Origin of the sequence: Microvirga puerhi (genome assembly GCF_020089865.1) — a bacterium.
GTDB classification, from domain to species: domain Bacteria; phylum Pseudomonadota; class Alphaproteobacteria; order Rhizobiales; family Beijerinckiaceae; genus Microvirga; species Microvirga puerhi.
Map to the genome: position 1 here is coordinate 109,503 of NZ_JAIRBM010000012.1, position 22,996 is coordinate 132,498.

Consider the following 22,996-nt stretch of genomic DNA (forward strand, 5'->3'; position numbering starts at 1 on the left):
AGCCGCCTTTTGATCCTCTGTAGCAATTGACGGGGGAGCCTATCCTCTGCTTCGCTTGGCGCTTGCCCCACCATGCAAGGGTCTTCCATGCCGATCATCAATCGTATTGCCGATCTCACCGACGAAATTGCCACTTGGCGCAGAGACTTCCACGAAAATCCGGAGCTTCTCTTCGACGTCCACCGCACGGCCGGCATCGTCGCCGACAAGCTCAAGGCATTCGGCTGCGACGAGGTGGTGACTGGGATCGCGCAGACGGGTGTCGTCGGCGTGATCAAGGGTCGCACCAATGCATCCGGGAAGGTCATCGGACTGCGCGCCGACATGGATGCACTTCCGATCGAGGAAGCCACCGATCTTCCCTATAAGTCCAAGACTCCCGGTAAGATGCACGCCTGCGGCCACGACGGTCACACCGCCATGCTGCTCGGCGCCGCGAAGTATCTGGCGGAGACCCGCAACTTCGACGGCACCGCGATCATGATCTTCCAGCCTGCGGAGGAAGGCGGCGGCGGCGGTGACGCCATGATCAAGGACGGGCTCATGGAGCGCTTCGGCGTGCAGGAAGTCTACGGCATGCACAATATGCCAGGCCTCCCGGTCGGCCATTTCGCTATCAAGCCGGGGCCAATCATGGCTGCGGCCGATCGCTTCAGCATTACCATCGAAGGCAAGGGCGCTCATGCCGCGCGTCCGCACGACGGAATCGATACGATCCTCGTGGCAAGCCATGTAATCACAGCTCTGCAATCCGTTGCGTCGCGCAATGTCGATCCGCTGGAATCAGTGGTGGTGTCGGTCTGCTCGATCAAGTCGGGCGAAACCTTCAACGTCATTCCGCAGACGGCGGAGCTGCTCGGTACGGTGCGTACCTTGTCTCCAGCCGTCCAGGATCTGGCGGAAGACCGGATCCGGGGCATTGTCGACGGCGTCTGCGCAGCCTTCGGCGCCAAGGCTAGCATCACCTACTGGCGCGGATATCCAGTGACCGTCAACGATACGGAAAAGACCTCCTTCATCGTCGATGTCGCCAAGCAGATTGCCGGCGAGAACGCTGTCGATACAGGTGTTCAGCCCATGATGGGGTCGGAGGATTTCTCGTTCATGCTGAACGAGCGACCCGGCGCCTATATCTTCGTCGGCAATGGAGACACGGCCGGACTTCACCATCCAGCTTATAATTTCGACGACGAAGCGGCGCCTTATGGCGTGTCTCTTTGGGCGAAAGTCGTCGAAGCGGGCATGCCGGCGCGCTGATCCAACCTGTGGTTAAAAAGACAATCGCCGCCGGTTTATACCGGCGGCGATGTCATGTCGGGCAGGCGCCAACCGTCAGTGAACCACCATGGCCGTAAACGGATGGACATAGGCCTGCAGCATCACGAGGACACCCACGAGCGACGCGAGTGCGATCGAGTGCCAGAACACGAAGCGCAGGATGGTGCCCTCGTGGCCGAACCAGTTGGTTGCGGTTGACGCCACCACGATGGATTGTGCGTCGATCATCTTGCCCATGACGCCGCCGCTCGAGTTGGATGCGGCCATGAGGATCTCCGACAGGCCGAGCTGACCCGCCGTGATCTTCTGCAGATTGCCGAAGAGAACGTTCGAGGCCGTATCGGAGCCTGTCAGAGCCACGCCCAACCAGCCGAGAAGCGCCGCAAAGAACGGATACAGCCAGCCCGTTTGGGCGAAGGCGAGGCCCAGCGTCGCATCAACGCCGGCATAACGGGTCAGCGTTCCCAGAGCGAGCATGGCTGCGATGGTGATGAGAGAGTAGCGAACCACCCAAAGCGTCTCGCCATAGGCCTGGATCAGCCGCAGAGGCGAATATTTCATCACAAACCCGGATATGATCGCCGCCAGCAGGATGCCGGTGCCCGTCATGGTGAGGATGTTGAACCCGAAGATCGCAGCCTCCGGCGTCGCCTTCGGCACGACCGGGGGGACCTTCTGCACCATGTTGTGTAGGCCCTCGAACGTCCATTTCGGGAAATAGAGCGGGTTGACGACGTCCTTGAAGGTCTGCGTTCCCCAGATGAAGACGACAACGCAGAGGATGATCCATGGAAGCCACGCCTTGAACACGTCGCTGGAGCTGTGGCGCGGGGTTCCGGAGAGCTCCGCCGTCGCGGCAGCGCCGAGCGAGGCCGGGCGGCTTGCCAGCGTCGCCTCCGTTTCGCCGCTGCGCAGGGCGGGACTCGCCCAGATCTCGACAGGTTGCCAAATCTTGAGGAAACCGAACAAGCAGGCCATCGACACGAGGGACGCGACCACGTCCACCAGCCAGGGACCGTGGTAATTCGACACCAGGAATTGTGGAACCGCGAAGGCGACGCCGCAGACCAGCACAGCCGGCCAGATCTGCAGCATTCCGCGGAAACCGGCGAAGGTCCAGATCAGCCAGAACGGCACGATAAGGGAGAAGAAAGGCAGCTGCCGTCCGGCCATAGCGCCAAGGGCGAAGGGATCAAGCCCCGTGACGGCTCCGAGGGTCACGATCGGCGTTCCGAGGGCGCCATAGGCCACCGGAGCGGTGTTGGCGATCAGCGACAGGCCCGATGCCGCGAGGGGGGAGAACCCGAGCCCGATGAGGATGGCACCGGTGACCGCGACCGGCGTACCGAACCCCGCCGCCCCCTCGAAGAAGGCGCCGAACGAAAAGGCGACCAGGAGAAGCTGCAGACGGCGGTCCGCCGTGATACCGGCAATCGAGTCCTGCAGGGTCTTGAACGAACCGTTCTCGACCGTCAGCCGGTAGAGAAAGATGACGTTGAGAATGATCCATCCGATGGGGAAGAGCCCGGTCAAGGCTCCAAGCCCAGCGGCTTCAAGAGCCATGCCGCTCGGCATGCCGAAGCCGGCAATGGCGATGAGCAGCGTAAGGATAAGAGCGATGATGGCCGCAAAATGCGCCTGCATTCTCGCGAAAGCGATGAGCCCCAGCAGGCATACGACCGGTAAGGCGGCAACGATGGTCGAGAGAACGGCGCTCCCGAACGGATTGTAGACCTGGCTCCACATGACCATTTCCCCTGAACCTGCCAGCTGATGCCGGCATTTGGTTGAGGCGGTCAGGCCACAGCGGTCGTCCCGCCCGTAACAAAGTTAGGGCGATGCGCCTTTGCGACAATATGAACTAAAGGTGCAGGTTTTCAGGATAGCCGGCGTGCTCAATCCTTGGCGGATGCGGCCAGCAGACCTTCGATATCGATGTAATGCCCGGCCCGATCCCGCTTCGAGGCCAGGTAGCTCACATTCTCCGCCGTGGGACGCCCGAGGACGCGGTGATCGGACACCACGTCGAGACCCGCTTTCTTCAAAGTCTCGATCTTCTCCGGGTTGTTGGTCAGGAGCCTGACCGACGAGACACCCAGCTTCTGGAGCATGACGGCGGCGAATTCGAACCGGCGCTGATCGGCATCGAACCCGAGCACCTCGTCGGCGTCATAGGTGTCATAGCCCTGCGATTGCAGCTTGTAGGCACGGATCTTGTTGGCGATTCCGTTCCCTCGGCCCTCCTGGTCCAAGTAGAGAAGAATGCCACCTTGGTTCTGCGCCATGAAGCGGACCGTCTCACGCAACTGATCGCCGCAATCGCATTTCAGGCTGCCGAACAGGTCGCCTGTCAGGCAAGCCGAATGCAGGCGGACCGTTACGGGTTTCGAAAAATCAGGTGAGCCGACGATGATGGCGACCTGGTCGCGCATGCCCTCACCGCCGCGAAACACCACGAACTCACTGCTCGGAGCGCCCTCCAAAGGCACGGGTGCTCGGCTGACGATCCTGAGATCGAGCGTCTTCGCCTGGCGATGATTCCGGATCGCCGCGCCGGAGACGCGGACCAGCGAAGGATCGACTTCGATTCCGGCCGTCAGTGGCACGACGATTACTGCCGGCAAGACCAAGGACAGGCGCGCGAGCTCAAGCGCCTCTTCATCGATGGATGTAGCAGGCCGAACAGGCGCATCGATGCGCCCATCCATCTTGAGCGCGAGGGCTTCGATACGCTGCTTGTCGACGGTGGGAAGCGCCACGCTTCCGGCTGCGTCGCGGACCAGTCCGAGGCGGCGCAGACGGGCTGGCGGCAGAACGAGGTGAGCATGACCACCGGCGATCGCCTCGATCTGCTCGGCCATAGCATCATCGAGGTCTTCAATGCCGAGAGCCAGAGCGCTGCCGTTTGTCCCATCAATCACGACGGGACGAGCGCTGCGAAACTCCATGACGGCCCGCTCCACGGCGGTGACGGCGGGATCCTCTGATAGACTTAAGACAAGACGCATCATCGATTGAGCTCAAACGACCGAACAGCCTCGGCCAAGAGCCATCCTTCTCTGGCGAACCATGGACGCCGACCGAACACGGTCGCGCTTTCAGAATGGCGTAACCTTAGCATAGCCCCTTTGAAGTCCCTAATGAGGCAGATGGGATGGCTGCCATGCAGGTTCAACAATCGGCCTGTTTTCTCAAGGCAGGTTCTGGTGGAGACAGCCGCCGGCGAAGACCCGAAATCAGCCGACCGTCGATCAGGATCAGACCCGCACCGATGAGGCTCATGCCGGCGATTTGCCGGGTTTCGAGCCTTTCTCCAAGGAGCAAGACACCGAACAGAATTGCGCTGATGGGGATCAGGAAGGTGACGAGGCCCACATTCGTAGCCCCAGCCCGCGCGAGCAGGCGGAAGAACAAAATATATGCGAATGCCGTAGAGATGATGGCGAGCCCCGCCAGGGAAAGGAGGGCGGCGGTGCCGGGAAGCGGCAGGGTCCACGGCCGGTCGACAGCCAAAGCCAGGGGAACCAGGAGAATGCTCGAGGCCGTTACTTGGCCCGCGGCAGTGACCAGAGGCGGGACGCCCATGCTCTTGAAGCGTCGTCCGAAGACGCCGGCAAAGCCATAGGACAGGGCTGCTCCCAGAATTGCGACCTGCGCCAGGATGCTTGCATCGCGAGCCGAGAAGGCAGCCGCTCCGATCATGATCGCAACACCCACGAAGCCGGTCACGACGCCGGCCAACCGCGCCCCGGTCAGTTTCTCGTCGGCAGTCAGATAGTGAGCGACGACGACCGTGAAGAGTGGCGTCGTCGCGTTCAGGATGGACGCCAGGCCGCTGGCGATATGGCCCTGACCCCAGACGATCAGCGTGAAAGGAATGGCATTGTTCAGGACGCCCATGCCCAGAAAGGCAGCCCAAACCCGCCTCTCTCGCGGCAGCGATATTCCCATGAGCCGTAGCACACTTTGCAAGGCAAGGGCTGCCAGGAGGACACGACAGGCCACGATGGTGAAGGGCGGCAACTCCTTCACGACCACGCCGATAAACAGGAATGAGCCGCCCCAGACGACGGAGAGGACGATCAACAGCGCCCAGTCGGAGGCGGTCATGGTTTTTCGAATCGAGGATTCTGTCATTGCGAGGTCCGTAAACGAGACCTTGTCATGGCATGTCGGCATCTGCCGTTCGACCCGTTTCCTGTGCCGTCAGGAGAGATCGTACCACTCGCCGTCCTGCTTGCAGGCCACCATGGACCCTTTACGCGTTCCCTCGCTTCCCTTCCATTCCTGATGAACGAGGCGGCATACGAGACCCATCGACATGTCGCTCTTCGGGAAGACCTGGACCGTCACTTTTCCCGAAGCGCCGGTCTCGGGATTACGCCATGTGGTACTCCGCCCATTCGCTCCATCGATGACGGACAGGATTGCCCTGGCCTCTGTCGGGCGATCCGCCTCAGGAACAATCCGGGCAGCCGCCCGCTCTGCCTCGGCCTGGACCATGGCTGACTGCACTTGGCTCCGCGCCGCAGATATCTGTGCATTCGCCATACCGGTCGTTGCCGCCTGCATGGCGATTCCCGGCGCAGAGGCGAGGAGACCCACGCCGCCTGACATGGCGCCACCAATGGCAGCCTGGGCGATGCTATTCGCCAGAGCCATGTTCTGCATCATCATGACTTGGCTCATCTGGCCGTCGACGGCGCTCATCAGGTTGGGACGATCGGTCCGCCCGTCAGCCACGTCCCGGAGCCTTGCCGCCATTCTGCTGAGCTTCACTCCATCCGACGAAGCTTCTTCGGCCGGCGCAACGCTCTGCGCAAGGCCGACTGCCGTGCCTGCTATCCCGGTCGGGTCGAGACCAGCCGCCGTGCTGGCAAGGCGCGCACCGCCCGTCTGATTACAGGCGGACAGCAAAACGGCCAGCCCCACCAATAAAATGAATGGTCTCGACATTGAAAGCCCCCAAAAAATTGAGGACATGTCCTATCATAACGTTATAGGCTTCGAGAAGACCATAGATGCCGATGGGTAAGCCAACCAGCTATCAGATCACCGTCATTTTTGAGGTTTCGACAGGTCCGATGAGGTGGACACGGCAACCATTGATTTACGACGATTGTGGGTTCGGCGCCGGCTTTACCCGACGTTCACTCCTCAGGGGCGAGGGTGGCAAATGACCTGTTCCCTGGACGCCGCGGCTGTCATGCATTCGGATTCTACTCCCGACCGATCGTTCTCGACCTCCGGCGTCGCCGTCGGGCAGCGTCCCGTCCTGGGGTCGTCGAGCCTCCACTCGGCCCCTGCTCGGCATCATAGCTTCATCCTCGGTCGCTCTGACGCGAGACTACGTTCCCTGCTCAATCAGGAGGAGCGGGATCGTCTCCATTGCTGGTCGCTGATCGTCGCGCTTGTTTCGTCGGTGACGGGCCTCACGCTGCTTCTGACGGCAGCCTTTCCCTGAATTCGGCACACGATGGCGAAAGCCCGGAGCGAGCTCCGGGCTTTCGCGTCATTCAGGCCACTGGGCCGGGATTGGGCGGATTTCCCGGATCGGGAACACCAGGCTCCGATGGGGGAAGATCCGGATCGGTTGCCGGAACCTCCGTCGGCTCTCCGGCGGGGATTTCGGTCGGGGTATGACCCGGAAGAACCGGATTGGGCGGAGGAGTCGGTGGCTGCGGCTGCGGATCGTAAGGACCGGGTCCTCTGGTCATGACACATACTCCATGGCTTGTCTGCGACGCTAACGGACGGCCCTACGGTCCGTTCCTTACCGAAGCGGCCAGAACACCATGATGAGCGGAACGCCAACCGCGACGACGATGATCGACAGCGGCAGGCCGAGGCGCCAGTAATCGCCGAATCGATAACCGCCGGGTCCCATGACCAGCGTGTTGCACTGATGCCCGATCGGCGTCAGGAAATCGCATGCAGCACCGATGGCGACAGCCATCAGAAAGGCATCGGGCCGGAATCCGAGTTGGGTCGCAAAGCTCGCCGCAATCGGTGCCATGACGAGCACGGTCGCGGCATTGTTGAGGAATGGCGTCACCGCCATGGCGGTGACCATGATGAGTACAAGCGCTCCCGTGGGCGGAAGCATGTGGGCGATGGAAGAGAGCCACGTGGCGATGAGGTCCGTCCCACCCGTCGTCCGGATTGCCTCGCTGACCGGTATCAGGGCCCCAAGCATGACGATGATCGGCCACTCGATGTTCTCGTAAGCTTCCCGCAGAGTGATGGAACCGAAGAGGACCAAGAGAACAGCGGCACCGAAGAACGCGATCGCGACGGGAAGCAGATTGAAGGCCACGAGCACCATGGCTCCTGCCAGGATGGCGATCGGCAACAGGCTGCGGCGAGCATTTCCAAGCCGGATCTCCCGCGCCGCGAGCGGCAGGCAGCCGAGTTCCTTCAGCGTCTCCGGCAACCGCTTCAGGTTGCCCTGCAGAACGACGACGTCCCCTGGCTGCAGCGCGATGGAGCGCAACCGCTCCTTGAAGCGCATCCCGCTTCGGCTCACCGCAAGCAGATTGACCTGAAACCTCTCGTAAAGTGCGATCTGCTCCGCGGACGTGCCGGTCAGAATCGAGTTCGGCCCGATGACTGCCTCGATGACGCCGATCTCGTCGGTGGCCTCGTCGGTTTCCGGCCGCCGATGCTCATGACTGAGCTTCAATCCGGCACGGGCGACGACACTTTCCAGAGCGTCCGGCTCTCCTTCCAGAATCAGCACGTCATGCTCGCGGATCGCAGCATCGGGCAACGGGCTCGAAACACGGGTCTCGTTGCGGATGATGGCTGAGACCTTCACCGCACCATTGGCCATCCGTCTCAGATCGGCCACCGTCTGCCCGGCGATATCCGACTCCGGCGGGACCCTCGCCTCCGTCATGTAATCGGTGATGTTGAGGGCGGCGTCGAGGGAGACAGCCCCTTTGCGCCCCTTGGGGAGCAGACGGTATCCGAAGGCAAGGAAGATCACTCCGGCGATCGCAATTCCCGCGCCGACCGGCGTGAAATCGAACATATGGAACGGCTCGCCGAGCAGCTCTCCCCTGACGCGGGAAACGATGATGTTCGGCGACGTGCCCACGAGCGTGACGATGCCACCAAGCAGAGACCCGAACGCCATGGGCATCAGGAAACTGGAGGGGGGCGTATTGGTGCGCCGCGCGATCTGGAACGCTACGGGAATCATCATGGCGAGGGCGCCGATATTCTTCACGAAGGCCGACAGAAGCGTCACGACGCCGACGAGCACCACGACCTGGATCTGCGTGGTGCGAAGGTAAGGCGCGATGCGGTTCAATCCCGCCTCGAGCACCCCGGACTTCGCGACGGCGGCACTCACCAGAAGCGCGCTCGCCACGATGATCACGATGTCGTCGCTGAAGCCCGTGAAGGCCTTGTCGGCCGGGACGATACCCACGAGCACCGAGATCAGGAGGGATGCGGCAGCGACCACGTCGTAGCGGAAGCGCCCCCAGACGAAGAGGGCCATCATCCCGGCGACAATGGCGAAGGCGAGAATTTGCGGATATGTCATGAAGGGCGCAGGGTAAGGACCGAGACCTTAACGCGCAACGCCCCTCATTGTGCCCGGCCCTACTGGCCGAGAACGAGAGCCCAATAGCGCCCGTAGCGGCTGTTCGAATCGGCGCGGGCCAGCCCGATGTAACGCGCTTGCGGCATCAGCAAATTCACGTTGTGCCCTGCGGAAGCCTGCCAACGCTTGATCGCCCCTTCGACCGAGGAGCTGCCGGCGGAAAGATTTTCAGCTGAGTAACCGCGAATGCCGAACTGATCCATGCGGCTGCCGAAATTGCCATGGCTCAAGGCCCCGGCCGCGGCGACGGCCCGAGCTTGGTATTCCGCTGCCTCGTTCAGACGCGGGTCCACTGCTACCGGGCTCAGGCCCTTGGAGACCCGATAGGCAGAGATCAGGGATGCGGCCGCCGCAGCATCCCTGGTAGAGCTCGAGAGCACTTCGCTCGTCCGCGGCAGATCGGTAGCGCAGCCGGCCAGCGTCAGCGCCGTCAGAACGCAAAGGAAAAAGGCCCGCATGAGAATCGCCCCTTGGCGGCGTTGAATGCCGCTCCCCTTGAAAAAACCGTCCAGGCCGGTCATGTGGAACGCGACCGGACCGAGCCGTTGCATGCCACGTCATCGGTCGAGGGTCCAGAATGCCTCCCGCGTCAGCTCACCGCATGCCCCCGCACTCCCCCTTTCGCGTCGCCGTGATTGGGGGTGGCCCAGCCGGCCTGATCGCCGCCGAGACTCTTGGGCGGGCTGGAATATCGGTCACCGTCTACGATCGCATGCCCTCGCCCGGCCGCAAGCTCCTCATGGCCGGGCGCGGTGGCCTGAACCTGACCCACAATGAGGATTTTGCCCAGTTCATGAGCCGCTATGGGGCGGCTGAGCCCAGTCTGCGCCCCCTGATCGAGGCCTTCACCCCCGATGACCTCAGAGTCTGGGCTCATGGCCTGGGGCAAGAGACGTTCGTGGGCTCCAGCGGCCGGGTCTTCCCGAAGGCCTTCAAGGCCTCTCCTCTTCTGAGGGCCTGGCTGGGGCGTCTCGAAACGCTTGGTGTGCGCTTTGCCTTCCGCCACCGCTGGGATGGGTGGGATGGGGGGGGACGACTGCGATTCGGGAGCCCTGACGGTGAGATCATTGAGGCCCCCGATGCCGTGCTCCTGACCCTTGGAGGGGCAAGCTGGCCGCGCCTCGGATCCGACGGCGGCTGGGTTCCGCTTCTGATCGAGCGGGGCGTGACCCTCACACCGCTTCGCCCGTCCAATATGGGCTTCAAGGTCGCGTGGTCCGAGGCGATTCGCAGTCGGTTTGAAGGCGAACCTCTGAAGCGAATCGCCTTGGAATTCGAGGGCCGCCGCGTTCGGGGAGAGGCCATCGTCACGGCAACCGGGATCGAGGGCGGAGCGATCTACGCCCTCTCAGCCCCCTTGCGCGATGCCATCCTCCGCGAGGGCCAGGCAGCCCTGCGAATCGATCTGCGCCCTGATCTCACGCATGAGAGCCTCGCCAAGCGGCTCCAGGCCCCACGGCGTGGGCAGTCGCTGTCCACCTTCCTGCGCAAAGCGGCGGGCCTGTCACCCTTAGGCGCCACGCTCCTGCGCGAGGGAAGTCCGGCGCCGCCGACGGATCCTGAAAATCTTGCCGCACTCATCAAGGCGGCTCCGCTGACCTTGACCGGCATACAGCCCCTCGATCGCGCCATCTCCACGGCCGGCGGCGTGCCTTTCACGGAACTCGATGAGAACTTGATGCTGCGCCGCCTGCCGGGGAATTTCCTGGCCGGCGAGATGCTCGACTGGGAGGCTCCGACGGGCGGCTATCTGCTTCAGGCGACCTTCGCCACCGGCATCGCGGCTGCCAAGGGCATCCTCCGATTCCTGGGGATTCCCGATGCCGCATTGACCGAATCCGGTCCGTCAGTCACACGGCACCCGTGACCGACCCGCGACAGATTCTCCACGACGTCTTCGGATTTTCCTCCTTCCGCGAAGGACAGGAGGAGATCGTCCGTGCCGTGCTGGCGGGCGAGGACGTTCTGGCCGTCATGCCGACGGGGGCCGGGAAGTCCCTCTGCTATCAGCTGCCGACCCTGGCACGGCAGGGATTGACCCTAGTGGTCTCGCCTCTCATCGCCCTCATGCGCGACCAGGTGGCGGCGCTGCGCCATTTCGGCATCGAGGCCGGCAGCCTGAACTCGGCCAACGATGCGGACGAGAACCGCCGGGTCGGCGATGCCATCCGCGATGGACGCATGCGCCTGCTCTATGCCTCGCCGGAGCGGCTCGCCAATACCAATGCGACGGAATGGCTGGCGCGGGCCGGCGTCAATCTCCTGGCGATCGACGAGGCCCACTGCGTCTCGCAATGGGGACACGATTTCCGGCCCGAATATGCCATGCTCGGTGAGGTCCGCCGCCGGCTCGGCGGTGTCCAGACGATCGCGCTCACGGCAACGGCCGATGTGGCGACGCGTGGCGATATCGTTGATCGCCTGTTCGAGGCGGAGCCGCGTCTGTTCATCCACGGCTTCGACCGGCCGAATCTGCGCCTTGCCATGCAGGCGAAGGAGAACTCGAAGCGCCAACTCTTCACTTTTCTGGACAAGCATCGCCACGAGAGCGGCATCGTCTATTGCTCATCGCGCGATTCCACCGAAAGACTTGCCGACTCGCTGTCCCAGGCCGGCTATCGCGCCCTGCCCTATCATGCAGGCATGGCGCAGGGAGACCGCGCCAAGAACCAGGACATCTTCCTGCAGGAAGATGGCATCGTCATGGTGGCGACGGTGGCCTTCGGGATGGGAATCGACAAGCCGGATGTGCGGTTCGTGGCGCATGCGGCATTGCCCAAATCCATCGAGGCCTATTACCAGGAGATCGGTCGTGCCGGGCGCGATGGTGCCGCAGCGGACACGCTTACTCTCTACGGCCTCGACGACATGCGCCTACGCCGTTCGCAGATCGAGGACAGCGAATCCTCCGATGAGCAGAAGCGCATCGAGCGGCAGCGTCTCAATGCGCTCGTCGCCCTCTGCGAGGCGCCACGCTGCCGGCGCCAGACACTGCTGGCCTATTTCGGCGAAAGTACGGAGCCATGCGGCAACTGCGATCTGTGCATCGATGGCGTGATGTCCTTCGACGGAACCGTCGAGGCGCAAAAGCTGCTCTCGGCAATCGTGCGCACCGGCGAACGGTTCGGCACCGAGCATCTGATCAGTATCCTTGTCGGCGAGGAAACCGATGCGGTCCGTCGCTTCGGCCATGCGCAACTCAAGACCTTCGGCGTGGGAGCCGATCGTTCGAAGACCGAATGGCGCTCCCTGTTGCGTCAGATCTATGCGGCAGGGCTCGTCAGTCTCGAGCTTGCGGAATATGGACGCTGGACACTGACCGACAGGGGCGTCGCTGTTCTCAAGGGTCAGGAGGGAATCGAGCTGCGCTCGGACGTCCTGATGAAGCCGCGAGAGCGCCGCCGTCGGCGTGCCGGTTTCGAGGCTCATGCTGCGGTCTCAGGCGACGATCCGCTGCTGATGGAGCTCAAGGCCCTACGTACGCGCCTCGCCAAGGAAGAAGGCGTGCCCGCCTATGTGATCTTCTCAGATCGCAGTCTCATCGACATGGCCGCCAAGAAGCCGCGCTCTGCACGGGACTTCGGCGAGATCCACGGTGTGGGCCAAGCCAAGCTCGACCGCTATGCAGATGCTTTTCTGTCTGTCGTCCGGGAACACGCAGACTAGGATTTGTCCTCGCGGGATTGCCAGACGACAGGCCAACTCCTCATCAGGCGGCCGCGCGACGCTCGCTACCGGCGACGTCGACCCAATGTCCCTCATGCGCGCTGCGGGCGATGGCGTCCACGGTCCGTTCGATACGAATGCCGGTTTCGAAATCGATGATGTGGGCAGGCTCTCCGGCTATGCGCCGCATAAGCTCGCGGCATTCGATGATCTTGAGTTCGTTAAAGCCGAGCCCATGCCCTGGAGCAGGAATGAACTTGTCATAGGGCGGATGCTGCGGTGCCGCCAGAATGGCGCTGAATCCCTGCACATGCGGAGCCGCCTCCGTCGTGTAGAGCTGGACCTCGTTCATCCGCTCCTGATCGTACATGATCGTGCCTTTCGACCCGAAGATCTGGACGAAGATGCGTCCCTTCCGCCCCCAGGCGGAGCGGTTGAGCGCAATCAATCCCGAAGCGCCGTTCTGCAGTTCGAGCAGAATCGTCGCAATGTCGTAAGTTTCGACCGCGCGTCGTCCGCCGCTCTTCAGTGGGCGATCCGCAAAGGGCTTCGCCATGTGGCCGCAGACGCGTCGGACACCGCCGAACAGGATTGTGATAAGGCTCAGGGCATGGACACCGAAATCGTCGAGCGCACCGTGCCCCGAGGTGGCTTCGCTCTTCCAGTAAAAGAAGGCCTCCGGATCGGCCATGAAATCCTCATCCATCTCGATGCGGACATGGTTCACCTCGCCGATCCGGTCCTCGGAGACCAGCCGTTGGATCAGGCGCATCATCGGATTCTGGATATAATTATAGCCGAGCACTGCCACTTTTCCTGAGCTGCGTGCCACGTCATGCATCCGTTCCGCATCGGCCAATGCGGTTGCCATCGGCTTTTCGCACCACACGTGCTTGCCAGCCTCCAGCGCAGCAATGGCCATGTCCGGATGAAAAGCATTCGGCGTGGTGATCGACACCACATCGACATCAGGATCGGTCACAAGCGCTCGCCAGTCGCCGGTGGCCTTTTCGAACCCGAGTTCCTGCGCTTTTTGCAGAGCCAGATCCGCCGATGCTTCCGCAAGGGCGGCAAGACGCGGCCGCGACACATCGCCGAAAACCGGCGCCACCGCATTCCAGGCCAGTGCGTGACACTTGCCCATATAGCCTGTGCCGATCAGTCCGATTCCAAGTGGTTTCATATCATACCATGCCGCCGAGTTCGACCGAGAGGGATTGCAGTTCCTTGCCACCGGCCATCAGGTTCTGCAATTCGTCGATCTGAATCTCGGACTTCGTGAAGGTCCCGAGCGTGCGGCCGCGATTGAGCACGGTGAAGCGATCACCCACGGCATAAGCATGGCGCACGTTGTGAGTAATGAAGATGACGCCAAGACCTTTCTGACGCACCTGATGAATGTATTTCAGAACCATGGAGGTCTGCGCGACACCGAGCGCCGAAGTCGGCTCGTCGAGGATCAGCACTTTCGCGCCGAAATACACCGCGCGCGCGATCGCGACGCACTGGCGCTCGCCGCCGGAGAGCGTTCCCACCGCCTGGTTTGGGTCGCGGACATCGATGCCGATCCGATGCATTTCCTCCCGCGTCACCTCGTTGCAATGGTCGAAATCGATGAAACGGAGCGGCCAGACGCCTTTCCTCGGCTCGCGTCCCATGAAGAAGTTTCGCGTAACTGACATGAGGGGGATCATGGCGAGATCCTGATAGACGGTTGCGATGCCTGCATCGAGCGCATCGCGCGGGCTCGTAAACGCAACGTGTTGACCATCGACCAGGAACTCGCCGCTCGTCGGACGATGCACGCCGGCGAGGGTCTTGATGAGGGTGGATTTGCCGGCGCCGTTGTCGCCGAGAAGGCACATCACCTCCCCACGACCAACGGTGAGCGAAACGCCCGAGAGGGCGATCACGGAGCCGAAATGCTTGACCACGTTGCGGATGTCGATGAGGGGAGCCGTAGAGGTCATATCAGCGCTCTCCCGTCACTTTGCGGCGGATGAAGTTATTGAACAGCACGGCGAGCAGCAGCATGGCGCCCAGGAAGACCTGGAACCAGTCCGAATCGAAGCGGGTATACGTCAGACCGATCGACACCATGCCGAAGATGATGGCGCCGAAGAACGCACCGATGGCCGAGCCATAGCCTCCCGTGAGCAGACAGCCTCCGATCACTGCGGCGATGATCGCCTCGAATTCCTTTTGGAAGCCGCGGCGGGAATCCGTCGAGCCGGCGTCAAGAACGGTCAGAATCGCCACAAGTGCGGCTGCACAGGCCGTCAGCATGAAGAGCCCGGTTTTCACCCGGTCGACCGGAACACCGGAATTGCGTGCCGCATTCGGATCGCCGCCAGACGCGAAGATCCAATTGCCTGCACGCGTGCGCAGCAAGATCCAAGTGGCCAGGATGGCGAAGAGCACGAACCATATGATGGAGACCGGAACCCCCGTGACGGTCGGCGTCCCGTTGGGAAACTTGCCGATGACATCATGGGCGGCGAGCCATCGGAAAGGGCCCTCAAGGGCATTCCCGGAAAAGATCCCACGGATGATTCCTTCGCCCGCACTGTCACCGATGCCGCGCATCTGGGTCGATCCGCCGGTAGCCCATTTCAATCCGACGAGAGAGAGGCCACGCAGGATGAACAAGAATGCCAGCGTGACGATGAACGAAGGCAACCGCGTCCGAATGACGAGTTGTCCATTGAGGCAGCCGAGCAGAGCGGCGACCACGAAGGTCGCGGCGATGGCAAGCAGGAGAGGCCAGCCGGTCAGCGTCAGGAAGGAACCGAAGACCAAGCCGGCGAAAGCGACCATCGATCCGATGGACAGGTCGAACTCGCCACCGATCATCAAGAGCGCTGCAGCAATCGCCAGAATGCCGAGCTGGGATGCCGGCGTGAGGATGTTCATGATGCCCGCCAGCGTGAACATCGAGGAATCGGCGGTCCAGAGAAAGAAGATCGTGACCAGCACGAGACCGGCGAGCGCACCGAGCTCAGGCCGACGCATGATCTTGGTGAGGAGCGAGACGTCTTTCAGACGCTCGTCCCGAGTAGGCGTAGCAGTGGGACCGGGAGGGACTGGCGCCACGGGCGCAGTCGAATGGCTGACATCCGTCATGAAGACCTCCCTTGAAAACAACCGGTAAAAGTGAGGCTCGCGGTCACGCGACCGCGAGCCTCATAGGATGGCTCAGCGGATGCCCTTGGCCGACAGATCGACCACCTGGCCGGCTTTATCCTTCGTGATCAGGTTCGGGCCGGACGGCACATTGCCGCCGGGGATCAGGCCGTACTTCGCATCAAGTGCCAGGAAGACTACCGGCAGGTAACCTTGCAGATATTGCTGCTGATCGATGGCGAAGGCTGCTTCGCCCGCCGACACAGCTTTCAGGAAGTTGGCGGAAAGATCGAAGGACGCGACTTTCACGGATCCGGTCTTGCCGGCCTCCTTCACTGCCGCAACCGTGGGCTCACCGGAGAGCGGAGCGCCGAGCGCCATGATCGTGTCGATGGAACTGTCGGCCGCCAGCGCCGCCTTTACCTTTGCTCGAATGTCGGACGGATCGTTCGACACAGGCAGAACCGTTACCTTGCCGCCGAACCCTTCCGCAAAGCCCTTGCAACGCAGATCGAGCGACACGTTACCGACCTCGTGGTTGACGCACAGGCCGACCTTGCCTCCCATTTCCTTCAGCTTCGCGCCCGCCGCCTTGCCGGCATCGAGTTCGTCCTGGCCCACATGCAGGAGAGCGCCGAGCTTCTTGGACACGTCGGAGCCCGAGTTCATGGAGATGACCGGAATGCCTGCGGCAACGGCCTTTTGGATCGACGGTCCGAGCGCGGAGGCGTCCGGAATCGACACGATGAGGCCCGCCGGCTTCTGGTTGACCGCGGCGTCGATGAGCTGCGCCATGGCGACCATGTCGAAGGTCTCAGGCGCGCGATAATCGACCTGCACCTTCATGTCCTGGCCTGCGGCGGTCACGCCATTCTTCACCACCGACCAGAACGGATCGTTGGCTTGGCCATGGCTGACCACGATAATGCGGCTGTTCTGCTGCGCCGCAACCGGGGCTGCGGCGGCAAAGGTCAAGGCTGCTGCTGCAGCAAGACCGGTGATGAATGACTTCATAGGCTTCCTCCCAAAAGGTCTCATTGCACATCGCGACCCTCAAGCCGGTCTGGCGATGTCGATACGGCGTCAGCGCCGCGCAATAGAGTTCCGCAGAAGGTTCAGCAGGCGATTCGACGGGCCGAATCGGCTGCAAGCGCGGCGCTTCCTCTGCCAGTCGGACCGTTCGAAACGGAACGATCAAACCTTTTGTCGTTTCTTGTGGAATTTTTATTCCATTTTTAGTTGTTCGGTGTCAAGGTCTTCTCCATCTTGGACAACTAGGGCGCCCTGCACGAAAGTGGATCCGGACTTGCAGCCGCACGGTGTTCTCATTCAGGAAAGGGATCGATTCCGAGGAGTCTTCTCCTTTCGGTATCGGAGACCAGAGCAGAAGGATCGAAGGAAGCCATGGAGGCCCCATCGCAGGCAGCGCAGGACGCCGCCCCGGAAGACTTCGAGAGCCTCAAGCTCGTCCTGCTGCAGCGGCGCGAAAGCCTTCCCAAGCGTCTCAAGCAGCTGGCGGCCTTCGCCCTGGAGCATCCGGAGGAAATGGCGTTCGGGACCGTGGCCGGGATCGCCGAACATGCCGGCGTGCAACCCTCGACGCTAATCCGCTTTGCGAAGGGACTTGGCTACGATGGATTCTCCCATCTCCAGCAAATCTTCCGTGATCGTCTGAGAGAGCGTTTCCCCGATTATCGGGAGCGACTTCAGAGCCTGCGTTCGTCGGAAGGGCGCCATGTCCAGGCCACCGCTCTTCTTGACGGCTTCACGGAAGCGGCCGCAATTTCGCTCGATCGGATGCGCGACTCTGTGAGCCCAGCGGAATTCTCCCGAGCCATCGCGACCCTGGCCAAAGCCGACACGATCTACCTGCTCGGTGCACGCCGGGTTTTTCCGATCTCCGTCTACTGTGCCTATGCGTTCGGGAAGTTAGCGGTCCGGTCCATCCTGATCGACCACATCGCGCAGCTGGGACCTGAACAGCTGGCCACTGCAAGCCCCAGCGACGCGGTTCTGGCGATCAGTTTCACGCCCTATGCACCTGTCACGGTCGACCTTGCGGCGACGGCGGCACGGCGCGGCATCCCGGTGGTGGCGATCACCGATTCGGCCTTTTCGCCCCTCGTCAGCAGCGCCGATGTGTGGATCGAGATCGCAGAAGCAGATTTCGGGGCCTTCCGCTCCCTTTCTGCCTCCTTCGCGCTGGCCATGGCGCTTGTCGTGGGCGTCGCGGAAAAACGAGCGGAGTCGTAGGCCGGAAAGCAAACCGGCCAGGCTCGCCTGGCCGGTTTCTCCAAAGTTTTCAAAGATTCAGCGCGTCAGAGCCGTACGGGTTTGCCCGTCTGGGCCGACTCGGTCGCCGCATCCGCGAGACGCTGAGCCTTCAGGCCATCGTGCCCGGTTGGATCGCAGGCGGTGCCCTTCTTGATTGCCGCGAGGAAGGTGTCGAGTTCCGCCCGATACGCATCCGCATAGCGTTCCAGGAAGAAATCCTGCACCGGATCGGCGGTGATCCCGGCGGCATTCGCGACTTCGACCGTGGTGCGGTGAATGTTGCCCGCGCGGAGCATGCCCTTCGAACCGTGCACCTCGATGCGCTGGTCATAGCCATAGGTGGCGCGCCGGGAGTTGGAAATCTGGACAATTCGGCCTGTGGCGGTCTTCAGGAGCACTGCGGCCGTGTCCACATCGCCGGCCTTCCCGATCGCCGGATCGACCAGAGATGAACCCACGGCATGGACCTCGACCGGCTCATCACCGAGCAGCAGGAAGCGGGCCATGTCGAGATCGTGGATCATCATGTCCCGGAACAGGCCGCCCGATGTCGCGATGTAGCTGACGGGCGGTGGGCCCGGATCGCGGGACAGGATCGTCACAAGTTCCACGTCGCCGATCTCGCCGTCGGCGAGGCGACGGCGCAGGCTGGCGAAATTCGGATCGAACCGGCGGTTGAAACCGATCATCAGTGGTGTGCCGGCCTTCTCGACGGTGGCGAGGCAGGTTTCGATGCGGGGGCTCGAAAGATCGACCGGCTTCTCGCAGAATACGGCCTTGCCGGCGCGGGCGCCGCGCTCGATCAAATCGGCATGTGTCGTGGTCGGCGTGCAGATCAAAATCGCATCCACATCCGAGCGCTCGACAATCGAATCGAGGGAGGCGACTTCCGCGCCCGTGGCGGCAGCAAGTTCTTGCGCCGACGGCGCGTGTGGATCCGCCACTGCCACAAGACGGGCGTCCGGATTGTTGGCGGCGTTGCGGCCGTGAATGCGGCCGATGCGGCCCGCGCCCAAAACGGCGATCCTGATCATGATGTCCCCGAGATGTTTTGCCAGCTTATCAGCAAGTTTAGAATTGATGTTCCAGACCAAGCTGCTAATAGAATAAACATTCCATTGCCGCAAGGGTCCCGAGAGGCCTTCGCCCGGCCCGTTTGGCCGGCACGGGAGGATTATCATGAAGCCGATTCTGGATGTCATCACCATCGGCCGCTCGTCCGTCGATCTTTACGGCCAGCAGGTTGGCGGCCGGCTCGAGGACATGGCCTCCTTTTCCAAGGCAGTGGGCGGATGTCCGGCCAACATTGCCATCGGAACAGCACGGCTCGGGCTGAAATCAGGCCTGATCACCCGCGTCGGCGACGAGGCGATGGGCCGTTTCATCCGGGAGCAGATGGAGCGCGAAGGTGTGGCGACGCAAGGGATCGCCACGGACAGGGACCGTCTTACTGCGCTCGTACTTCTCGGCGTGCGGGACGAAGATTCCTTCCCGCTGATTTTCTATCGGGACAACTGCGCCGACATGGCGCTTACCGAGGATGACATCGATCCGGACTTCGTCGCCTCGGCGGCAGCCATCGTGGTGACTGGCACGCACTTCTCCCGCGCGAACACGGCCGCAGCGCAGAAAAAGGCGATCCAGGCTGCGAAGGCGAACGGCCGCAAGGTGGTGTTCGATGTCGACTACCGGCCGAATCTCTGGGGATTGCTCGGCCATGGCGCCGGCGAGGCGCGCTATGTGCGATCCGATGCAGTGACGGAGCATCTCGGACCCATTCTATCCGATTGCGATCTGATTGTCGGCACGGAGGAAGAGCTGCATATCGCCGGCGGATCGGAGGATACGCTTCAGGCGATTCGCAATATCCGCGCCCGGTCGACTGCCACCATCGTCTGCAAGCGCGGCCCCATGGGCTGCGTCGTGTTTCCCGGTGAAATTCCGAACTCCCTGGATGCCGGCGTGAAAGGTCCTGGCTTTCCGGTCGAGGTGTACAACGTGCTCGGCGCCGGCGATGCTTTCCTGTCCGGCTTCCTGCGCGGCTGGCTGCGAGACGAGGCGATCGAGACCTGCTGTGCCTACGCCAATGCGAGCGGCGCCTTCGCGGTCTCGCGGCTTCTGTGCTCACCGGAAATCCCGAGCTTCCCGGAGCTGCAGCACTTCCTCAAGACCGGGAGCCGTCACAGAGCCCTGCGGTTCGATGAGGGGCTCAATCACATCCATTGGGCGACGACCCGGCGACCCGGCCCCGAGACTCTCATGGCGCTCGCCATCGACCATCGCATGCAACTTGAAACAATGGCGAAAGAAGTAGGCGCCCCGGTCGAGAAGATTCCGGATTTCAAGGTGTTGGCCGTCCAGGCTGCCGCGCAGGTCGCCGGCGGCCGCCCCGGCTTCGGCATGCTGCTTGATGGGACTTATGGCCGGGAGGCGCTGTTTCGCGCGGCCGATCATCCCTTCTGGGTCGGTCGCCCGGTAGAGCGCCCTGGCTCACGTCCTCTCGACTTCGAGAATGGAGGCAGCCTCGGCGCCCAGCTCGTCGAATGGCCCGTCGGCCACACCATCAAGTGTCTATGCTTCTACCATCCCGACGATCCGCCGGAGCTGAAGGCGGAGCAGGAACGCGAACTCCTGCGCCTCCACGACGCCGCGCGCCGCATCGGCCGGGAACTGCTGGTGGAAATCATCGCCGGCAAGAACGGTCCTCTGCGCACCGACACCGTCGCCTCGGTCGTGCAACGCCTCTATGATCTCGGAATCAAGCCGGATTGGTGGAAACTTGAACCGCAAGCGGATTCGGCCGCCTGGCATGTGATCGGTGCAACCATCTCAAAAAACGACCCTTATTGCCGCGGCATCGTGCTGCTCGGCCTGGAAGCACCCGAGGACGAGCTGGAGGCGGCTTTCGCCGCTGCCGCCAAAGAGCCCTGGGTCAAGGGCTTCGCCGTCGGACGCACCATCTTCAACGATGCCGCGCGCCGTTGGCTGGCCGGAGACATCACGGACGAGGCTGCCATCGCAGATATGGCCGGACGCTTCCAGCGGCTGGTTGATGCTTGGCAGCGTGTCGCCCGTCGGGCACAGGCAGCCTGACGGGATTGACGATTGCGCGGAGCCTGCGAGGCTTCGCACTCAAACCTTTGCCGAAACAGGCAGATCTGAACAGGAGCCCGTATGAGCACGATCCGCCTCACCATGGCGCAAGCCATCGTCCGTTTCCTGACGGCACAGAAGGCCGACATCGACGGGGAGATTCTACCGCTCTTCGCGGGCGTCTGGGCCATTTTCGGACACGGAAACGTTGCCGGCATGGGCGAGGCCCTGCACGGGGTACGCGAGCAGCTGCCGACTTATCGTGCCCATAACGAGCAGGGCATGGCTCACGCGGCGATCGCCTTCGCCAAGGCCTCCCGTCGGCGACGCATGATGGCCTGCACCACCTCCATTGGCCCTGGCGCGACGAACATGGTGACGGCCGCCGCCGTTGCGCATGTGAACCGCCTTCCGGTTCTGCTTCTGCCTGGCGACGTCTTCGCCAACCGCCGGCCCGATCCGGTGTTGCAGCAGATCGAGAGCTTTTCAGATGGAACGGTCTCCGCGAACGACTGCTTCCGGCCCGTCTCCCGCTACTTCGATCGTATCACACGGCCCGAACAGATCATTCCGGCCCTGCAGCGGGCCATGACGGTCCTGACGGATCCGGCGGAGTGCGGGCCTGTGACGCTGGCCCTGTGTCAGGATACGCAGGCGGAAGCCTACGATTATCCCGAGACGTTCTTTGCAGAGAAAATCTGGACGCCGCGCCGTATTCGTCCCGATCGCAAGGAACTTGCGGAGGCTGCCGACATCATTCGTCACGCAAAGAAGCCCTTCATCGTTGCCGGCGGCGGAGTGCTCTATTCCGGCGCCGACAAGACACTGGCCTCATTTGCATCGAAACACGGCATTCCGGTCGGGGAAACGCAGGCTGGTAAGTCGAGCCTTGCCCATGTCGAGCCTGCCAATCTCGGAGCGATCGGCGTGACCGGAACGGGAGCGGCGAACGCGCTTGCCGAAGACGCGGACGTGGTGATCGCGGTGGGAACGCGCCTGCAGGATTTCACGACCGGCTCCTGGGCATTGTTCAAGAATCCGGACCGGAGGATCGTATCTCTCAACGTCCAGCCTTTCGACGCGTCCAAGCACAACGCAAAGTGCCTCGTGGCAGACGCGAAAGCGGGCCTTGAAGAGCTGAGCGAGGCTCTCGCTTCCTGGAAGGCGCCTGAGGCCTGGACCCAAAAGGGACAGAGCGAGAAAACACGCTGGTTCAAGGAAGCGGCACGCTTCACTGACCCGACCAATGCGGAACTGCCCTCCGATGCACAGGTGATCGGCGCCGTCCAGCGCAATACGGTCCCAAGTGATGTTGTCGTCTGCGCGGCAGGAGGCCTGCCCGGCGAATTGCACAAGCACTGGCAGGCGGCACAGGCTGGCGGCTATCATATGGAATACGGCTATTCCTGCATGGGCTACGAGATTGCCGGCGGCCTCGGCGTGAAGATGGCGGATCCCAGCCGCGACGTCACCGTCATGGTCGGCGACGGTTCTTATCTGATGATGAATTCCGAGCTTGCTACATCGGTGATGCTCGGCCTCAAGCTCACGGTCGTTCTTCTCGACAACAGAGGATATGGCTGCATCAACCGCCTGCAGCGTGCGACCGGCGGCGAGAGTTTCAACAATCTCCTGCAGCACACCCGTCACGTGACGCTGCCTGACATCGACTTCGCGGCACATGCTGCAAGCCTCGGCGCGAAGGCGATCAAGGTGCAGGGCATCGGCGAATTGGAGAGTGCGCTGAAGGAGGCTCGCAAGGCGGAGCGCAGCACAGTCATCGTCATCGACACCGATCCGCTGGCCTCGACCGATGCGGGCGGGCATTGGTGGGATGTCGCCGTGCCTGAGGTCTCCATTCGACCTCAGGTCAAAGAGGCACGCAAAGCTTATGAGAACGCACTTGCCATGCAGCGGCTGGGCGATTGATCACGACAACGAGAGAGACTT

The 22,996-nt window shown here is 62.5% G+C and carries 19 protein-coding genes; 7 read left to right on the forward strand and 12 right to left on the reverse strand.

Features of this window, described 5'->3' with window-relative positions; translation table 11 throughout:
- Positions 1 to 87 precede the first annotated feature (87 nt).
- Positions 88 to 1,257 carry a M20 aminoacylase family protein gene (locus tag K9B37_RS16210; protein ID WP_224314579.1) on the forward strand — a complete coding sequence of 390 codons (1,170 nt, stop codon included), beginning with the start codon at positions 88 to 90 and terminating at the stop codon, positions 1,255 to 1,257.
- A 75-nt stretch (positions 1,258 to 1,332) separates the two neighbouring features.
- Here the strand turns inward: K9B37_RS16210 and K9B37_RS16215 are convergent, their stop codons facing one another.
- The 4 genes from K9B37_RS16215 to K9B37_RS16230 form a co-directional block, all read right to left on the reverse strand.
- Positions 1,333 to 3,030, reverse strand: a complete 1,698-nt coding sequence (locus K9B37_RS16215; RefSeq protein WP_224314581.1) for an L-lactate permease — start codon at positions 3,028 to 3,030, stop codon at positions 1,333 to 1,335.
- A 143-nt stretch (positions 3,031 to 3,173) separates the two neighbouring features.
- Positions 3,174 to 4,286, reverse strand: coding sequence for a GTP cyclohydrolase II RibA (gene ribA / locus K9B37_RS16220; RefSeq protein WP_224314614.1), 1,113 nt, complete (start codon positions 4,284 to 4,286; stop codon positions 3,174 to 3,176).
- Between the two features lie 163 nt (positions 4,287 to 4,449).
- Entirely contained in the window at positions 4,450 to 5,388 is a 939-nt protein-coding gene (locus K9B37_RS16225) for a DMT family transporter (RefSeq protein WP_224314583.1), read from the reverse strand.
- 96 nt (positions 5,389 to 5,484) lie between these two features.
- Positions 5,485 to 6,234 (reverse strand): hypothetical protein, encoded by a 750-nt coding sequence (locus K9B37_RS16230; RefSeq protein ID WP_224314585.1) that lies wholly within the window; start codon positions 6,232 to 6,234, stop codon positions 5,485 to 5,487.
- A 220-nt stretch (positions 6,235 to 6,454) separates the two neighbouring features.
- On the opposite strand from K9B37_RS16230, the gene K9B37_RS16235 reads away from it, so the two are divergent.
- Positions 6,455 to 6,742, forward strand: coding sequence for a hypothetical protein (locus tag K9B37_RS16235; protein ID WP_224314586.1), 288 nt, complete (start codon positions 6,455 to 6,457; stop codon positions 6,740 to 6,742).
- A 52-nt stretch (positions 6,743 to 6,794) separates the two neighbouring features.
- Here the strand turns inward: K9B37_RS16235 and K9B37_RS16240 are convergent, their stop codons facing one another.
- From K9B37_RS16240 to K9B37_RS16250, 3 genes are read right to left on the reverse strand one after another with little or no spacing between them, the layout of a single operon-like run.
- The gene (locus K9B37_RS16240; RefSeq protein ID WP_224314587.1) at positions 6,795 to 6,995 is read right to left on the reverse strand and encodes a hypothetical protein; all 201 of its coding nucleotides are present in this window, start codon (positions 6,993 to 6,995) and stop codon (positions 6,795 to 6,797) included.
- 56 nt (positions 6,996 to 7,051) lie between these two features.
- Positions 7,052 to 8,830 carry an SLC13 family permease gene (locus K9B37_RS16245; protein WP_224314588.1) on the reverse strand — a complete coding sequence of 593 codons (1,779 nt, stop codon included), beginning with the start codon at positions 8,828 to 8,830 and terminating at the stop codon, positions 7,052 to 7,054.
- 59 nt (positions 8,831 to 8,889) lie between these two features.
- A complete protein-coding gene (locus K9B37_RS16250) occupies positions 8,890 to 9,441 on the reverse strand; it encodes a CAP domain-containing protein (RefSeq protein WP_224314589.1) in 552 nt (183 codons plus the stop codon).
- Between the two features lie 26 nt (positions 9,442 to 9,467).
- Here K9B37_RS16250 and K9B37_RS16255 point away from each other — a divergent pair, with 26 nt between their 5' ends.
- A complete protein-coding gene (locus K9B37_RS16255; protein WP_224314590.1) occupies positions 9,468 to 10,757 on the forward strand; it encodes a BaiN/RdsA family NAD(P)/FAD-dependent oxidoreductase in 1,290 nt (429 codons plus the stop codon).
- On the forward strand, positions 10,754 to 12,556 hold the full coding sequence (gene recQ / locus K9B37_RS16260; protein WP_224314591.1) for a DNA helicase RecQ: 1,803 nt from the start codon (positions 10,754 to 10,756) through the stop codon (positions 12,554 to 12,556). The genes K9B37_RS16255 and recQ overlap by 4 nt, the downstream gene beginning before the upstream one ends.
- 43 nt (positions 12,557 to 12,599) lie before the next feature.
- Here recQ and K9B37_RS16265 read toward each other — a convergent pair whose 3' ends face one another.
- The 4 genes from K9B37_RS16265 to K9B37_RS16280 form a co-directional block, all read right to left on the reverse strand.
- Entirely contained in the window at positions 12,600 to 13,739 is a 1,140-nt protein-coding gene (locus tag K9B37_RS16265; protein ID WP_224314592.1) for a Gfo/Idh/MocA family protein, read from the reverse strand.
- A gap of 1 nt (position 13,740) precedes the next feature.
- Positions 13,741 to 14,526, reverse strand: a complete 786-nt coding sequence (locus tag K9B37_RS16270; RefSeq protein ID WP_224314593.1) for an ATP-binding cassette domain-containing protein — start codon at positions 14,524 to 14,526, stop codon at positions 13,741 to 13,743.
- Position 14,527: 1 nt separating this feature from the next.
- The gene (locus K9B37_RS16275; RefSeq protein ID WP_224314594.1) at positions 14,528 to 15,679 is read right to left on the reverse strand and encodes an ABC transporter permease; all 1,152 of its coding nucleotides are present in this window, start codon (positions 15,677 to 15,679) and stop codon (positions 14,528 to 14,530) included.
- A gap of 72 nt (positions 15,680 to 15,751) precedes the next feature.
- Complete coding sequence (locus K9B37_RS16280) at positions 15,752 to 16,693, reverse strand: sugar ABC transporter substrate-binding protein (protein ID WP_224314595.1); 942 nt, start codon at positions 16,691 to 16,693, stop codon at positions 15,752 to 15,754.
- Between the two features lie 390 nt (positions 16,694 to 17,083).
- Between K9B37_RS16280 and K9B37_RS16285 the strand changes: the two genes are divergently transcribed.
- Complete coding sequence (locus K9B37_RS16285) at positions 17,084 to 17,932, forward strand: MurR/RpiR family transcriptional regulator (RefSeq protein WP_224314596.1); 849 nt, start codon at positions 17,084 to 17,086, stop codon at positions 17,930 to 17,932.
- A 65-nt stretch (positions 17,933 to 17,997) separates the two neighbouring features.
- Here K9B37_RS16285 and iolG read toward each other — a convergent pair whose 3' ends face one another.
- Positions 17,998 to 18,987, reverse strand: a complete 990-nt coding sequence (iolG, locus tag K9B37_RS16290) for an inositol 2-dehydrogenase (protein ID WP_224314597.1) — start codon at positions 18,985 to 18,987, stop codon at positions 17,998 to 18,000.
- Positions 18,988 to 19,132: 145 nt separating this feature from the next.
- On the opposite strand from iolG, the gene K9B37_RS16295 reads away from it, so the two are divergent.
- Together K9B37_RS16295 and iolD are read left to right on the forward strand one after the other, a co-directional pair.
- Positions 19,133 to 21,046, forward strand: a complete 1,914-nt coding sequence (locus K9B37_RS16295; protein WP_224314598.1) for a bifunctional 5-dehydro-2-deoxygluconokinase/5-dehydro-2-deoxyphosphogluconate aldolase — start codon at positions 19,133 to 19,135, stop codon at positions 21,044 to 21,046.
- An 81-nt stretch (positions 21,047 to 21,127) separates the two neighbouring features.
- Positions 21,128 to 22,975: a 3D-(3,5/4)-trihydroxycyclohexane-1,2-dione acylhydrolase (decyclizing) gene (gene iolD / locus K9B37_RS16300; RefSeq protein WP_224314599.1), complete on the forward strand. Its 1,848-nt coding sequence runs from the start codon at positions 21,128 to 21,130 to the stop codon at positions 22,973 to 22,975.
- The last annotated feature ends 21 nt before the right edge of the window (positions 22,976 to 22,996 follow it).